Consider the following 15,969-nt stretch of genomic DNA (forward strand, 5'->3'; position numbering starts at 1 on the left):
ATGATGTTCTATTTTTGATATAATTTTACCTTTTCCTGTTACCAAACGATTGAAGAATAAGGTATAATGAACCAATGAGGTGAACAATTTCATGCAGCAATTATCTGGATGGTTTTTATGGTTTATTTTAATATGGGTAGTCTTTTTTATTACAATTCTTGCAATTGGCGGCTTTTTTATGTTTCGAAAGTTTTTAAAGAAACTTCCAAAAGAAGATGGAATGTCAGATTTAGATTGGCAGGATTATTACATAGAACAAACGCTTCATATGTGGTCAAGCGATCAGAAGGCATTATTAGAAGATTTAGTAAAGCCAGTTCCAGAGCTCTTTCGTGATGTGGCTAGACAAAAAATCGCTGGGAAGATAGGCGAACTTGCATTAGCCGAAAAAGCAAAACAAATTACACAGGATTTAGTTGTTCGAGGATATATCATAGCCACACCAAAACGTGACCATAAGTTCTTATTAAAAACATTAAAGGAAAAGCAAATAGATGTGACACCATATAATGATCTATTTTAACATTATTCATCGGGGTTGAAACCCCGACTGAATAATGTTAAAGCCTCCGGCGGATGCCACGATTTTTCAAAGGAAATTTTTCGAGTCGTAAGATCAAAGACTAAGAACGCCACATCCTGTGGCAACGTCTTTGTGACCCACCTCGTGTGGGCCTAAAAAATCGGGCACAAATATGCCAAGGCGCATTTAATTAACTCGGCATATAAAATGCCGAGTTTTTTTAAAGCTCTGAAGCAAGTCTTTTATACTTTACATACATTGCAATTCGCCATGGGACAATCATAGAAAATGCTAGAATCCAGAACATCCCACTTAATGCCCCAAAATCAATCGTTGTACTTAATACAGATTTTAAAATAATCCGAACTACTAATAAACCTACTAAAATATAAACAAATGCTTTAGAACGTTTCATATAGATATCATTATCTCTAATTTCAAACGATGATGTTTTTATTAAAAGAATAGAAAAAAGCATCCCAACGACGACAGCCTCTAAAATTTCAAGTGGAGTAACACGAAACATTGGAACTATAAACATAAGTGCTCCAGTGCTCATAAAAACAGGTGGCAAAATAATTTTTTTCACAGACGCAGGTTTTTGAGAAGATTTTGTTCTTAAAAAGGTTACGAAGATTGCCATCATAATCGCGACAATTGAAGATGCAATAACCAAATAAATCAGTCCTTTTAGTAATCGTAAATTGTTTGGTATAGCCAAATGAAACCCATTTAAGACAACATTCTTAAATGGGTTTACACTTAATTTAACACTCTATTAATGGCTTCAACAACTCTGCTTTCATCGAAAGGTTTTACAATATAATCCTTCGCTCCAGCTGAGATTGCATCCGCGACCATTTTTTGCTGCCCCATAGCAGAGCACATGATAATTCGAGCCTTTGGGTCAAATTCTTTAATCATTTTAACAGCTTCAATGCCATTCATTTCAGGCATTGTTATGTCCATTGTCACAAGATCGGGTTTTGTCTCTTTGTATTTTTCAACAGCTTCAAGACCGTTCTCAGCCTCCGAAACCACTTCATGATCCGCTTTAACTAATATGTCTGTGAGCGTAAGTCTCATAAATTTCGCATCATCAACTACTAAGATTCTAGCCACTGTACTGGTCCTCCTTGAAAACACTTATCTGGTAACTTATTCGACTAAAAACCCGTAAATCCTCCAAAGAGTGCAGTCGCATATGCAATTATTTTTGTCATCCAGTCAAAATACAGTATAACTCCCATAATAATCATTGCATATCCACCAATTTTTACTATTTTTAAACTGTTTCTTCGAATCCATTGTAATCGACCAATAAAAAATGAAAGGATAAGAAATGGAATTGAGAATCCTAATGAATACATGACCATATAAAGCATTGCAGAATCTGGATTTGTTCCCGCAAGTGCGATAACAGACATTAAAATAGGTCCCATACACGGTGTCCAGCCTGCAGCAAATGCCATTCCGATAAACACGGACCCGACATATCCTGCTGGACGATGTTTGAATTCAATTTTGCGATCCTTCATTAAAAACTTTGGTTTAATAATACCAAGTACAAAAAGACCAAAGAAAATAATGAAAATGGCTCCAATTTGACGAATCAAGTCTTTATAATCACTAAATATTTGACCGACGAAAGTTGTTCCAAAGCCAAGCATCACAAAAATAATCGAAAAACCAACTAAAAAGAAAATTGTATGTAAAATACTCCGTTTTTGCAGCATTGCATTTTCTGATTTTAATTCGCTAACAGATGCTCCTGTTATATACGATAAAAATGCTGGATATAACGGTAAACAACAAGGTGAGATAAAGGATAAGAATCCGGCACCAAAAGCAAGGAACACGTTAACATCTGCCATTTTAACAACCCCCATAATCAAATGCGCCTTGGCGTATTTGCGCCCGATTTTTTAGGCCCACGAGGTGGGTCACAAAGACGTTGCCACAGGATGTGGCGTTCTTAGTCTTTGATCTTACGACTCAAAAAGTTTCCTCTGAAAAATCGTGGCATCCGCCGGAGGCTTTAACTTTATTCAGTCTTTGTTTGAACTACAATACAAAGTGTTTAATCTTTTTACATCGTTATCCCACTTAAGAAAATAGAGACCTCAACTGAATAAAATAATGTTCATTACCATTCTAGCAAAAATACATTCGTATTCATAATTTTTAATATGAACGTTTTGTGTCTTTCCACTATTCGAAAGTTGAATATATTTCCAAAAAAGTTTTATTACCTAATTACCATTATATGTTATACTATAATATAACTTGTCCATAACGAACCTTAAAAACAAAAGAAGGGGTTTTACCTTGTGTCTAAAGAACAACTTCTCCTTAAAATTGAACAAAAGAGAACCGAACTGGTTGAGATTGTCTTGAAACACGGTTTTACCGCTACGGTCACCATTAAAGTTAGTCAAGATTTAGATCATCTTTTAAATCAATATAATACAGGAAGAACAAAGAAAAGCCTCTCTAATTCATGAGAGGCTTTTTACATGACTGCTTTTCCAACATGATCTACACTACCATTCTGCAGCAAAAACATTTTGTAATATAATCCTTTTAGTGCTAATAACTCCTGATGTGTTCCTCTTTCAACGATTTCCCCTTGATGCAATACTAAAATTAAATTAGCATCTTGAATCGTAGACAAACGATGGGCAATTGCAATTGTCGTTCTTCCCTGTCTCATTTTTTCGAGAGCCTTTTGAATTTCTTCCTCTGTTTCTGTATCGATATTTGCAGTAGCTTCATCAAGCACCAAAATCTTTGGATTGTTTACGATTGTTCGTGCAAATGCCAATAGCTGCCTTGCCCACTTGAGAAAGTTGAACCGCGTTCAACAACTTGATAATCATATCCTTCTTCTAGTTTTCTAATAAACTGATCAGCCTGAACGAATTTAGCGGCCTCCTCAATATCCTGATCCGAAATATGCGGATTATTTAAACGAAGATTTTCCTTAATGGTACCAACAAATAAAAATGGATCCTGAAGGACGAGACCTATTTTTTGACGAAGTTCATTATTTTCATAAGATGTAATGGAATTCCCATCTATTAATATATCTCCACGTTCAATCTCATAAAATCTCATTAATAAATTGATAATTGAACTTTTTCCACTTCCAGTGTGGCCAACAAGTGCAACCGTTTCTCCTTTTTTTGCCGTAAAGGAGATATTTTTTAATACATCTCGCTTTCCATCATATGAAAAGCTAACATTTTTAAATTCAATTTCACCCTTTATAATCGATGGGTTCTCATTTCCAATCGTTTGAGGTGCTAACTCATCATGATCAAGAAGTTCGAATACCCGCTGTGAAGCAACCACTGCCTGCTGCAGGAGCGATAAACGCATCATCATATGGTTAACTGGCTCGAAAAATCGTTCAAGATAATTCACAAACGCATAAAGGACACCTATTTCAATCGGACTCTCCAGTGCAGAGATTCCAAAAAAGCTTAATACCAAAATAATCGTCACGATATAAATAAAATCAACTGCTGGTCTAAGTAAAAGCCCATCAAGCTTTATATTTTTAATTCCCGCTTGATAATGGGCATCATTGATTTCAGCGAATTCACGTCGCAATCGTTTTTCCTGACGGAATACCTGAATGATTGCCATACCTTGAAGGGACTCATTGAGCTTAGCATTCAGTTGACTGAGTCGTTCCCTCATATCATGGTAATATTTTGAACTGAATTGACGATACGTTTGCATCAACATAAATAAAATCGGTAGTATTACCAAACAAAACAGTGCAAGTTGGACATTTAGATAAAACATTGTTATAAAAACTCCAACTAAAAACACACCATTTTGGACAAACGTGGCAACAACCTCGACAAACATATCCTTGATTGCCTCTGTGTCATTTGTAACCCTTGATACAATACTTCCTCCTGGCGTTTTATCAAAATATTTCAACCCTAGCTTATGAACCTTTGAAAATACCTCTATTCTCATTTCACGAATAATTTTTAAAGCGATTCCTTGAAATTTGACAAGTTGAAAATACTGAAGAATCACTTTTGAAAAATGAATAAAAAGGTAAACAGCCCCTAAATATACTAACGGCTTAACGGGAAGATGACGTGGTGTTAAATAGTCATCAATAAAAATTTTTATTAAAATTGGCCCAATAATGTCCAAAAGGGTAGCAAATAATAGCAAAGCAAATGCGAAAACAAATTCCTTCGTATGTGATTTTGTGTAAGAAAGGAGCCGTATTAACGTCCGCCTTTGTTCTTTTTTTGAGATTTTGTTCATGCTTTATCCTCCATGCTCAACAAGTGATTCAAGCTGTTGGCGTTGATACATATCACGATACCATCCTTCTTCCCCCATTAACTCCTCATGCGTACCTCGCTGAGCAATTTTGCCATCATCTATGACGAGAATTTGATTTGCATGCTGAATTGCACTTAAACGATGTGATGTAATGAAGGTTGTTTTTCCTTCTCGATTTTCTCGTAAGGCACGTAAGATTTCCTCTTCCGTCTTAGCATCTACTGCTGATAAAGAATCATCAAGAATCAAAATTTCTGGGTTCATTAAGAGTGCCCTAGCAATTGAAATACGTTGCTTTTGTCCCCCTGATAAAGATACTCCTCGTTCACCAACAACTGTCTCATATCCTTCTACAAACTGTAAAATATCCTCATGAATATTAGCTAGCTTTGCAGCCTCGATAATTTCTGACATGGATGAACCAGGTTTAGCAAACGCAATATTATCGGCAACTGTTGCAGAAAAGAGAAAGTGATCTTGTGGAACATAACCAATTCCCTTACGCAACGCATCTAATGTAAAAGCTTTAATTTCTTTTTCGCCAATCATAATTTCGCCTGTATAGCCTTCTATTTCGCGAATGAAAAGTTTTAACAATGTTGTTTTACCAGCACCAGTCTTCCCAACTATTCCGAGTGTATGGCCACGGTTTAGACTAAAATGAATCTCTTGAAGCGTTTGCTTAGACTCTCCCAGAAAGGAAAATTGGGAAATGGAATACGTAATATCACCAGATGGTGTCATTTCACTAGCATTTTCATAATCTGTTATTTCCATTGGTTCAGCAAGGAGACTTGAGACACGGTCATAGGATGCTCTTCCCCGCTCTACTATATTAAACAGCCAACCAAAAGCGAGCAATGGCCATATAAGCAACCCTAAATAAGTCGTAAAAGTAACCAATTCCCCTAGCGTCATTTCCCCTGAAAGTACATACCTAGAACCAAACACAATAGCTAGGAAGAAGGAAATTCCCACTATCAATGAAATAGTCGGATCATATAAAGCATCAACCTTTGCTACAGAAAGATTTTTCCGAACAACATCATCTGACTGTTTTCGGAAAGTTTCGATATCCTCTTCCTCCTGCCCAAAGGTTTTAATGACTTTAATACCACTCACACTTTCCTGTACTTTATCATTTAGGCTTGAGAATGCTTCTTGTGCTTTATGGAAGTGTCTATGTAATAGTGTTCCATAATAATTCGTAGATAGAGCCATAAACGGCAATGGAATCAGACAGATTAATGTTAGCTTCCAATTTATTGTTATGGCCATTGTTAATAGAACAAATCCGCCTGTAGCGAGTGAGTCGACTAGAGTTAACACACCTGAACCAGCCGTTTGCTGTATCGCCTGTAAATCATTTGTCGAATGAGCCATCAAGTCGCCTATTCTTTTCTTCTGGAAAAAGCTTTGTGACATTTTCGTAAAATGCTCATATAAACGATTCCTTAATAACCTTGCTAGTTTTACAGATGAACCAAATATCATGATTCGCCAAAAGAACCGAACGATATAAACGGTACATGCCGTTACCAATAAAATAGCCAGCCATTTAAATAAGATTTCTTTTGTTAGTGTTCCTTGTGATATATAATCAACGATTAAACCAATTACTTTGGGAGGAACAAGCTCCAGCAAAGCAACAATCAGCAATAAAAAAATACCTGTTATATATGATTTTTTCTCCTGCTTAAAAAACCACATTAAATCCTTAAAGATTTTCATCTAATAATCCTCCGAAAGACGAAATAAGTGCCATAATAGTTTACCAAATTTTTATAATTGTAGGAAGATGGTAACCAAGCTTTTCAAAATGTTTTAAGTGAAAAGAATTATATTTATTTAAAATATCTACTATAATTGGGTTTAGATGATAAAGTGAAATATCATTTAGTGAGGGTTTCCTTAATCCCCACCTATACATTTTGCTTTATCTGCATTCTTGAAGTGGGGTCTTACTGCCAATTAATGCGAGATAAATTTGAGGTGATTGATGATGATTAACTACAAGGAGCTTCACCATGTGAGTTTAACGGTAACGAATCTTGAAAAAGCGAAGGATTTTTACAGCAATATTCTTTGTTTACAAGAAATTGAACGTCCAAATTTCGACTTCCCCGGTGCTTGGTATTCAGTTGGGAATCAACAACTCCATTTAATTGTACTACCTGAATCCCAAACGATTCGAAAGGATAAAAGCTTAAGCAGCCGTGAAGGTCATTTTGCATTAAGAGTGGAAAACTATTATGACACACTAAATTGGCTCTCTATGCACAATGTAACCGTGCTTGAAAAGCCTGATAGTATTAGTGGTTTTGCCCAAATCTTTTGTGCGGACCCGGATGGAAATTTAATCGAGTTAAATGTGGATCAACGTGATTTATAGTCTCGAATACGTAGAAGGACCCTTTTATATTCGGGTCCTTTATTTTAATTATCTGTTCCTGGCTCATAGTAATAAGGATCATTTTTATGATTTTGTAGTTCATTATTGTCTATAAATAACTCTCCATTTTCAGAATAGGTGGCTAACATAATGTTTTCAACATTTTCACCCGCTTTTCCTACCTCATTAATGAGCCAGCTTTGCTTTAATTGTAAATATTTTAAATTATGGTAAATGATTTGACCATCCATTATCAGAGGAATAGGAACATATTCTTTTCTTACCCTTAAATTTAAATCGTTGGGCTGAACTGGACGATATTCTGACTTGGGGATCACACTAATACTTCCCGTTTCCTCCATAGTCGCCATGGCAATATTTTGCGTTTCCGTAAATCCTTTCACCCTTAAATGTGATAAAAATTCATTCATTGGCCTTCGCACTTTTTTAAGCCCGTTTCGGTCAATATCCCCATTACGAATTAACACTGTAGGTCTTTCATATAGAATCCATCTTAATTTATTATGTAAGGATAAACGAATTAAAACTTTGTAAAAAACCACAATTATAACCGCATATGTTAATGCTTTTCCGATGTGGTCATCTTCTACTGGCATACTTATAATATTTGTTAAAACAAAAATATATAATAAATCAAAAGAATGCATTTGGGATACAGCCTTTTTTCCCGTTATTCTTAACAACAAATATCCTGCCGTAAAAACAATAAATGCACGAAATATTATTTCCAAATTGGTATCTCTCCTAAATAATACATTGGTTGTTAAGAGGTATTTTATCCAAAAATAGAAGATACAACTATTAATTACCTATACAAAGCTAATTACTAGTTAAGACCGTTTTTACTTTTATCACATTTATCCTTTTCTACTATCCTGTCTCCGAAAATACCCCGACATAACAATTTCTAAAAACACAAAAAGACCACCTTTTTACTGAATCTTTCACCAGTAAAAACGCGGTCTTTGCGAACTCTAGAAAGTAAAACCAAATGTTTATCAAAATGAACGTTTCAGGTTACACTAACTTAACTATTATCCTTAGTTACCAGTGTCAACAAAAAACCCTTTTTGTAAATGGGTTCTATGCTTATTGCTTGTCCATTTGACCGTTCATTGCTTTTAGCATTTGATTGATTTTCTTCTGAGATGGTTTCATACCCATTTGCATCATCATTACTTTTAGCATTTGCTCATTGATTGGTGGATTTTTCTTTAAGTAATTCATCATGTATTTACGTGCAATAAAAAATCCTAATGCAACGCCACCAAGTAAAGCTACCACGATTAGTAAGATAGCTAACCATATTTGCATCATACAAAAACTTCCTCCTTCATGTTGTCTCATTACAGTGTACTAAACCAATAGCAATTATACAATATTTGTTTTATGTTTTCCTAGTCCTTAGACAAACTTTCTTTCCTTTATTGGATTTAACCACCCATATTTATTGGCAGAAAAGTCCATTGCTAAAAAACATCGGTCATATTTACGGAGGATTTCAAAAAAGGCAGTTTCTGCCTCAAAACTTCCAGTTGATTGAAGATGGATATAATCATTATGTATGGTTAGTTTTGCATAGCTATTAAATTCATTCCATTCTATCGTGTGCATATGACTTTGGCGTTGATAATAGGAATAATGAGCAAGGATTGATTCAATTTTTTGTTGGATGCGTATTGTTGGAATTGACCTTGTAATGAACTCTATTTGTTTATATAAGATTTGTTTCCGCTCTTGTTTGGATTGGTTATATTCTAAAAACAAATGATAGATTAGTGATTCACGCCCAAAGTAATGAGTGGCAAATTCTTCTTCTATTAAATAGATGTAATACTCTCTCATACTCTTTCCTCCCAATACTATCGATATTGAATAGTATATTCGAAAGAGTCTGTGTTTTTTGTCTGAAACTGGAGTAAGAATCGTCTAGTTTTGTCGAAATTGGTGTTTTATAAGAAAAGGGGTCGGATTCGACCCCTTTTCTTACGTTATTGAAGTAATTGCTTCACTCGATTTACGACATTTTCAACTGAGAACCCATATTCTTTCATCACAATTTCACCTGGTGCAGAAGCACCGAATTCGTGGATACCGAGGATATCTCCCTCATCTCCAGTGTATCTCTCCCAACCAAGGGGTGTTGCCATTTCAATGGCCAATCGTTTTTTTACGTTTTTAGGAATAACGGATTCCTTATACTCAGTTGATTGTGCCTCGAAACGGTCCCATGATGGCATACTTACTACGGATACCTCAATATTTTCGTCAGCAAGTTGTTTTTGTGCTTCTACAGCAAGACTTACTTCAGATCCTGTTGCTAAAAGTAAAGCTGCCGGTTGTCCAGATTTTGCAGGTGATACTACATATGCGCCTTTTGATACACCTTCATACGCATTTTCAACTGTTCCTTCTAGAGTAGGTAAGTTTTGTCTTGTTAAAATAAGTGCAGTAGGAACATCTTTTGATTCAATGGCTACTCTCCATGCTGCCGCTGTTTCATTTCCATCAGCTGGTCGTATCACTGATAAATTGGGCATCGCTCTTAATGCGGGTAGTTGTTCAACAGGCTCATGTGTTGGTCCATCTTCACCAACTGCAATGCTGTCATGTGTAAACACATAGGTGACTGGAACTTTCATTAATGCAGCAAGTCTTATCGCTGGTCGCAAATAATCAGAAAACACGAAGAATGTTCCACCAAATACTTTTAGTCCGCCATGGAGAGCCATTCCGTTCAAGGCCGCACCCATTGCAAATTCGCGAACTCCAAACCAAATATTGCGCCCACTATAATCATTTGGCATAAAATCAGCAGCATCTTTTATCATTGTTTTATTAGAACCAGCCAAATCAGCAGAACCACCAAAGAATTGTGGCACACTATTTGCGATTGCATTTAATGCCTCACCAGATGACGCACGTGTTGCAAGTTTCTTACCTACTTCATAGACTGGTAACGTCTTTTCCCAACCCTCAGGTAGCCTACAATCTATCGCCATTTCTAGTTGTTTTCCAAGCTCTGTATTGCTTTCTTTATAATTGTTAAACAATTTGTTCCATTCTTGCTCACTTTGTTCGCCAGCCTTTTTCACGGTTTCTTCAAAATGTTTATAGACCTCGCTAGGTACATGGAAGTCATTTTCAAATGTCCAATTATATGCTTCTTTTGTTAATTTTAATTCATCAGCACCTAATGGCTCACCATGTGCTTTTGATTTACCAGCACGATTAGGAGAACCATAGCCAATTGTTGTTCGAACCTCGATAAGTGTCGGACGGGTTAAATCTCCTTTTGCTTCCTCAATTGCCTTATCAATCGCATCAACATCATTCCCATTTTCCACACGAAGATACTGCCAACCATAGGCCTTATAGCGTTGTTCAATAGATTCAGAAAAAGCCTGATCCAGATCACCATCTAAAGAAATATCATTTGAATCATATAAAACAATTAAACGCCCTAATTTTAAGTGACCAGCTAGTGATGAAGCTTCTCCTGAAACACCCTCCATTAAGTCACCATCTCCACAGATGGCATATGTAAAATGGTTTACAATTTCAAAGGAGTCTTTATTGTAAACACCTGCTAAATGACGCTCGGCCATCGCCATCCCAACAGCCATAGCGATACCTTGCCCGAGCGGACCTGTTGTTGCATCAACACCCGCTGTATGCCCATATTCAGGATGCCCCGGTGTTTTGCTTCCCCATTGACGAAATTGCTTTAAGTCATCGATTGTTAAGTCATAGCCTGATAAGTGAAGCATGCTGTACAATAGTGCCGACCCATGTCCCGCTGAGAGAACAAAGCGGTCACGATTAAACCATTTTGGATTTTTTGGATTGTGCTTCATATGTCTGGTCCATAGAGTATATGTCATTGGAGCTGCCCCCATTGGCATCCCTGGGTGACCTGAATTTGCTTTTTCAACAGCATCGATCGAAAGTGTTCGAATCGACGCAATCGACAAGTCAGTAATTGAATTCGTCATAAAACAAACATCCTTTCAAATAATTAGTCGGTTCTTATGTAGTATGCACCAAAAAAAAAGAATACATAGAAATCTATGTATTCTTTGTTAATGCAATCTTTTCCGTTTGCTCTCTTTTAATTTTTCGGGAGTTACATCATTACCCTTTGGGTCTACGACCGTTACCGAATGTAAGGTGTTTGTCATTGAATTTCTAAAAACACGTAAATACTCTTGTCGCAGCTCTTGTTGTTCTTCTTTTTCTTTATCCGAAAGACCAACAGACTTTGCTTTTTTTGCAAGAGCATTGATCCGATTAAGTTTATCTTTTGAAAGCATCGTATTTCTCCTTGTTTCATCTTTTCTAAATCATAGTTCATAGTACTAAATGAAAAGAATTTTTACAAGTATTCCACTTTGCTTAACTTAGCTAGCAGTGATAAAAACCATTCCCATACTTAATAAAACAAATAAGACATAATAGATAAATCCACTTTGTAATTTTTTCAACATGTTATTTCCACTCCTACAGAATGTTTGTTCGTATTTTATGTTTTTATTATAAACCGAACAAATGTTTTGTGTCAACAAAAATTCGAACTTATGTTTGTATAATAAAATAAAACATGCTATACTCTACTTAAGAATTTAGGTTTTTGTCGGACAGACACATGCTTAAAAACCGAACATGATGAAGCGAGAATTTAATACATATAAAAAAATAAATAAGGGGATGAGTGTAGATGACGACAAAGCTTTCAAAAAGACAGCAGGACATATTGAATTATATTAAACAGGAAGTAAAAGATAAGGGCTACCCACCTTCAGTAAGGGAGATTGGAGAGGCAGTTGGGTTAGCATCGAGTTCAACAGTTCATGGCCATTTGTCCAGACTTGAAAGTAAAGGTTTGATAAGAAGAGACCCAACAAAGCCTCGTGCCATTGAAATATTACAGGCTGATACAAATGATACAATTCCAACTGCAAATGTTGTGAATGTCCCTGTCATCGGTAAGGTTACAGCGGGTCAACCAATCACAGCCATTGAAAATATTGAAGAGTATTTTCCACTACCTGATCGATTTGCTGCGCACGATGATCAAATCTTCATGCTTGAGATTATGGGTGACAGTATGATTGAAGCGGGTATTCTAGATGGAGACTACGTTATTGTTAAACAACAGCATTCAGCAAACAATGGGGATATTGTTGTTGCAATGACAGAAGAAGATGAAGCAACTGTAAAACGCTTCTTTAAAGAAAAAGACCATATTCGACTACAGCCAGAAAACTCAATGCTCGAACCGATTATTTTAAAAAATGTATCCATTCTTGGAAAAGTTATCGGTGTATACCGCACAATCCATTAAATATGCAAAGGAACATTTCTTCATTGAAATGTTCCTTTTTAATTTAGAATTTTTTATTTTCCCCAACGAAGTGCAATGCTTCCCCAACCAAGCCCAGCACCATACCCTGCTAGGATAACTAAATCTCCGTCTTTTATATTTTTATTTTTGACTTCTTCATATAAACCAATGCCTATTGTTGGAGCGGAAGAATTTCCATAATGTTGTATCGTTTTTGTATGTACTTTTTCTTTTGGAAACCCCAAAGTTTCAATTCCCTTTTCGATGATACGAAGGTTAGATTGATGTGGAATTATAAAATCAACATCAGATAAGGCAAGGTTTGAAACTTCAAGAGCTTTATTGACTGCATAAGGAAATTTTTCAACCGCGAATTCAAAAACGGCCCTTCCATCCATGAAAATGTTTTTCTTTTCAGTTAGATGTAGGTATTTGCCACCACTTCCGTCCATTTGCATATTAATGCCGAGAATACCTTTTCCATCAGACACTCTTCCGAGAACAACTGCGGATGCTCCGTCAGCAAAAATCAAAGCCGTTTTTTTATCCATCGGATCAAGCAAAGTGGAACATTTATCTACAGCAACTACCAGCACATTTTGATAAAGTCCTGTTTGAACAAATTGCGCCCCTGTTGATAATGCAGTGATAAAACTTGCACATCCTGAATGAAGATCAAGACCCGCGCAGACTTTAGCTCCAATTTGGTCTTGTACAAGTGCTGCTGTGATGTGTGTATCGTGTGTATTTGTTCCGATAATGACTAAATCAATAATACTTGGATCGATACCAGCATCTTCAATCGCCCTTTTCCCTGCAATTACAGACATTTCAGTAAGTGATGTTTCAGTTTTTTCGTATCGTCTTTCCAAAATTCCAGTTTTTCTTACAATTTCTTCTTCTTGGATACCAAAACGTTTTGCAATTTCCTTATTGGTAATAATTTTTTCTGGAATATTGACTCCAATTCCTAAAATACCTGCATTGTAATTCATTTAAATATCCTCCTAAAACAATGGTATAAAGTCAAATGCAAACATATAAGAGATTCTCGTTTATTACCTGTAATACCTTCTTTCACTAAAACCTTATTCATCGTAAATTTTATAATCATGTGTTTCATCTTCTTCCGTTAGCTATATTACTATTTTCATTTATAAACGGTTGAATGAAAGTGTTCTAAAAAGGGGAAGTTGCTGCTCTACGACGGAGTAACGTGGACTCGATTAAAGGAAGGAATATATTTGTGAAATTTCTCTACTCCCAACAGGATTGGATTGATGAATTATTTGGCGATACAAAAAACATAGTACTTCAAAATTTGGGTGAACGGAAAATCATCAATTCAGTTCCTTCCATTTTCCGCTAAAAAGAACCCTTAACACAACAATGTCAAGGGTTCATTCTTATTAATACATCGTCATATACTGCTCACGTTCCCAAGGGTGTACTTGGGTGCGGAACATATCCCATTCGATCTCTTTAGCTTCGATAAAGTGTTCGAACAAATGTCCGCCTAAGGCATTAATTAACACTTCATCCTCTTTTAATTTTTCTAAGGCAATTGCCAAAGTAGATGGTAAATCAACAATTCCTGCTTCATTACGCTCTTCTTTGTTCATAACATAAATATTTCTGTCGACAGGTGCTGGTGGTGTAAGTTTGTTCTTAATACCATCTAAGCCTGCAGCCAGTAATACAGCCATTGCCATATAAGGATTTGCTGCTGGGTCGACTGAACGAACCTCAACACGTGTGCTTAAACCACGTGAAGCAGGGATACGAACAAGTGGACTTCTATTTTGAGCAGACCAAGCCACATAACAAGGTGCTTCATATCCAGGCACTAAACGTTTATAAGAGTTTACAGTTGGGTTTGTAACAGCTGTAAAGTTAGGCGCATGTTTTAAAATACCGGCAATGAAATGTCTAGCATTATCACTTAATTGTAGATCAGCGTTTGAATCGAAAAATGCATTTTCTCCACCTTTAAATAATGAAAGGTTGCAGTGCATTCCGGAACCAGCTACACCAAACAATGGTTTTGGCATAAATGTAGCATGTAAACCGTGTTTGCGGGCAATTGTTTTTACAACAAGTTTAAACGTTTGAATTTCATCACAAGCTGTAAGTGCATCTTCATATTTAAAATCAATTTCATGTTGACCAGGTGCTACCTCATGATGGGACGCTTCAATTTCAAATCCCATTTCTTCAAGTTCTAACACGATATCTCGGCGACAGTTTTCACCAAGGTCTGTTGGAGCTAAGTCAAAATATCCACCATTATCATTTAACTCAAGAGTGGGTTCACCTTTTTGATCTAGTTTAAACAGGAAAAATTCTGGTTCAGGTCCAAGGTTGAAATTTGTAAATCCTAACTCTTCCATTTCTCTTAAGACTCTCTTTAAGTTATTACGAGGGTCACCTTCAAATGGAGTACCATCTGCATTATGGATGTCACAAATTAAACGTGCAACCTTTCCCTTTTCAGCAGTCCATGGGAATACTACCCATGTATTTAGATCGGGGTAAAGGTACATATCTGATTCTTCGATACGCACAAAGCCTTCGATTGAAGAACCATCAAACATCATTTTATTACTCAATGCTTTTTCTAACTGACTTACAGGAATTTCAACATTTTTAATTGTTCCAAGAATGTCTGTGAATTGTAAACGAATAAATTTCACATTCTCTTCATTTGCTAAACGAAAAATATCATCTTTCGTATATTTGGACATTAAGTCTTCCTCCCCAAACCTTGTTGTAAGTATAGTTTTTTACAAATTCATAAATTAATGAAAAAATCTCGACATATCACTATGATGAGGACCGGATTGCCTTTTAAACCTACCTGCTTGAAGCAATTCATTCCTCAATAATTTTCTAAGCTCTGAATTAGATATTTCATGTTTCACAGGCTCGACCGGTTTTTCTTCGACTTCTAATCCTTGGTTTTGAACTGCGAATATTTGTTTAATTCCAGCTAGGTTGACTTTTTGTTCGATCAAGCTTTTGATTTCAAGTAATCGATCAACGTCATTAAATGAATATAGCCTTCGATTTGTTTCAGTTCTTGCAGGAGAAATCAGACCATTTTCCTCATAATACCGGATTTGCCGGGCAGATAATTCAGTTAATTGCATGACAATTCCAATCGGAAAGAGTGGCATGGAACGTCGTATTTCGTCACTCATATGGGCTCCTCCTTTGCAATGAATAGTTTGATTTTAAATGATGTTAGATTATCTGTCAAGTTCATGTCAGAAAACCTAACATGATTTTTTATAAAAATTAAAAGGTTTTTCTAACAGGTTCAATTTAATCGGTTATTAGATGTGAAACATAAAATGTTGCCTAAATTTTCTA

General features: G+C 36.0%; 16 protein-coding genes and 1 pseudogene. 4 read left to right on the forward strand and 13 right to left on the reverse strand.

Annotated features, from left to right (window positions below; translation table 11 throughout):
- Positions 1 to 91 precede the first annotated feature (91 nt).
- Entirely contained in the window at positions 92 to 523 is a 432-nt protein-coding gene (locus DZB84_RS01525; protein ID WP_116350487.1) for a DUF2621 domain-containing protein, read from the forward strand.
- A 220-nt stretch (positions 524 to 743) separates the two neighbouring features.
- Here DZB84_RS01525 and DZB84_RS01530 read toward each other — a convergent pair whose 3' ends face one another.
- The 3 genes from DZB84_RS01530 to DZB84_RS01540 form a co-directional block, all read right to left on the reverse strand.
- Positions 744 to 1,205: a CcdC family protein gene (locus tag DZB84_RS01530; RefSeq protein WP_116350852.1), complete on the reverse strand. Its 462-nt coding sequence runs from the start codon at positions 1,203 to 1,205 to the stop codon at positions 744 to 746.
- Positions 1,206 to 1,285: 80 nt separating this feature from the next.
- The gene (locus DZB84_RS01535) at positions 1,286 to 1,645 is read right to left on the reverse strand and encodes a response regulator (protein WP_116350488.1); all 360 of its coding nucleotides are present in this window, start codon (positions 1,643 to 1,645) and stop codon (positions 1,286 to 1,288) included.
- A gap of 44 nt (positions 1,646 to 1,689) precedes the next feature.
- The gene (locus DZB84_RS01540) at positions 1,690 to 2,397 is read right to left on the reverse strand and encodes a cytochrome c biogenesis CcdA family protein (RefSeq protein WP_116350489.1); all 708 of its coding nucleotides are present in this window, start codon (positions 2,395 to 2,397) and stop codon (positions 1,690 to 1,692) included.
- A gap of 456 nt (positions 2,398 to 2,853) precedes the next feature.
- Between DZB84_RS01540 and DZB84_RS01545 the strand changes: the two genes are divergently transcribed.
- Positions 2,854 to 3,027 carry an aspartyl-phosphate phosphatase Spo0E family protein gene (locus DZB84_RS01545; protein ID WP_116350490.1) on the forward strand — a complete coding sequence of 58 codons (174 nt, stop codon included), beginning with the start codon at positions 2,854 to 2,856 and terminating at the stop codon, positions 3,025 to 3,027.
- A gap of 8 nt (positions 3,028 to 3,035) precedes the next feature.
- Here the strand turns inward: DZB84_RS01545 and DZB84_RS01550 are convergent.
- Both DZB84_RS01550 and DZB84_RS01555 read right to left on the reverse strand, forming a co-directional pair.
- Positions 3,036 to 4,819, reverse strand: a pseudogene (locus tag DZB84_RS01550) (ABC transporter ATP-binding protein).
- A gap of 3 nt (positions 4,820 to 4,822) precedes the next feature.
- The gene (locus tag DZB84_RS01555) at positions 4,823 to 6,571 is read right to left on the reverse strand and encodes an ABC transporter transmembrane domain-containing protein (protein ID WP_116350491.1); all 1,749 of its coding nucleotides are present in this window, start codon (positions 6,569 to 6,571) and stop codon (positions 4,823 to 4,825) included.
- A gap of 271 nt (positions 6,572 to 6,842) precedes the next feature.
- On the opposite strand from DZB84_RS01555, the gene DZB84_RS01560 reads away from it, so the two are divergent.
- Positions 6,843 to 7,232 carry a VOC family protein gene (locus DZB84_RS01560; RefSeq protein ID WP_116350492.1) on the forward strand — a complete coding sequence of 130 codons (390 nt, stop codon included), beginning with the start codon at positions 6,843 to 6,845 and terminating at the stop codon, positions 7,230 to 7,232.
- A gap of 44 nt (positions 7,233 to 7,276) precedes the next feature.
- On the opposite strand, the gene DZB84_RS01565 is transcribed toward DZB84_RS01560, so the two are convergent.
- From DZB84_RS01565 to DZB84_RS01585, 5 genes are all read right to left on the reverse strand, one after another.
- Positions 7,277 to 7,984 (reverse strand): DUF421 domain-containing protein, encoded by a 708-nt coding sequence (locus DZB84_RS01565; protein WP_223254359.1) that lies wholly within the window; start codon positions 7,982 to 7,984, stop codon positions 7,277 to 7,279.
- A gap of 358 nt (positions 7,985 to 8,342) precedes the next feature.
- A complete protein-coding gene (locus tag DZB84_RS01570) occupies positions 8,343 to 8,567 on the reverse strand; it encodes a YneF family protein (RefSeq protein WP_116350854.1) in 225 nt (74 codons plus the stop codon).
- A 90-nt stretch (positions 8,568 to 8,657) separates the two neighbouring features.
- Positions 8,658 to 9,098, reverse strand: coding sequence for a sporulation inhibitor of replication protein SirA (gene sirA, locus DZB84_RS01575; protein ID WP_116350493.1), 441 nt, complete (start codon positions 9,096 to 9,098; stop codon positions 8,658 to 8,660).
- Between the two features lie 146 nt (positions 9,099 to 9,244).
- Positions 9,245 to 11,248 carry a transketolase gene (tkt, locus tag DZB84_RS01580; RefSeq protein ID WP_116350494.1) on the reverse strand — a complete coding sequence of 668 codons (2,004 nt, stop codon included), beginning with the start codon at positions 11,246 to 11,248 and terminating at the stop codon, positions 9,245 to 9,247.
- A gap of 87 nt (positions 11,249 to 11,335) precedes the next feature.
- Positions 11,336 to 11,566, reverse strand: a complete 231-nt coding sequence (locus DZB84_RS01585) for a DUF896 domain-containing protein (RefSeq protein ID WP_116350495.1) — start codon at positions 11,564 to 11,566, stop codon at positions 11,336 to 11,338.
- Between the two features lie 404 nt (positions 11,567 to 11,970).
- Here DZB84_RS01585 and lexA point away from each other — a divergent pair, with 404 nt between their 5' ends.
- Positions 11,971 to 12,597, forward strand: coding sequence for a transcriptional repressor LexA (gene lexA, locus DZB84_RS01590; RefSeq protein WP_116350496.1), 627 nt, complete (start codon positions 11,971 to 11,973; stop codon positions 12,595 to 12,597).
- A 53-nt stretch (positions 12,598 to 12,650) separates the two neighbouring features.
- On the opposite strand, the gene DZB84_RS01595 is transcribed toward lexA, so the two are convergent.
- The 3 genes from DZB84_RS01595 to DZB84_RS01605 all read right to left on the reverse strand — a co-directional run bounded on the left by DZB84_RS01595 (position 12,651) and on the right by DZB84_RS01605 (position 15,797).
- Positions 12,651 to 13,592 carry a 3-oxoacyl-ACP synthase III family protein gene (locus tag DZB84_RS01595; protein ID WP_116350497.1) on the reverse strand — a complete coding sequence of 314 codons (942 nt, stop codon included), beginning with the start codon at positions 13,590 to 13,592 and terminating at the stop codon, positions 12,651 to 12,653.
- Between the two features lie 414 nt (positions 13,593 to 14,006).
- On the reverse strand, positions 14,007 to 15,341 hold the full coding sequence (glnA, locus tag DZB84_RS01600; RefSeq protein WP_116350498.1) for a type I glutamate--ammonia ligase: 1,335 nt from the start codon (positions 15,339 to 15,341) through the stop codon (positions 14,007 to 14,009).
- 54 nt (positions 15,342 to 15,395) lie between these two features.
- A complete protein-coding gene (locus DZB84_RS01605) occupies positions 15,396 to 15,797 on the reverse strand; it encodes a MerR family transcriptional regulator (protein WP_116350499.1) in 402 nt (133 codons plus the stop codon).
- Positions 15,798 to 15,969: the final 172 nt, after the last annotated feature.

The sequence above is a fragment of the Bacillus sp. HNG genome, assembly GCF_003400205.1.
In the GTDB taxonomy this organism is placed as follows: domain Bacteria; phylum Bacillota; class Bacilli; order Bacillales; family Bacillaceae_L; genus Ferdinandcohnia.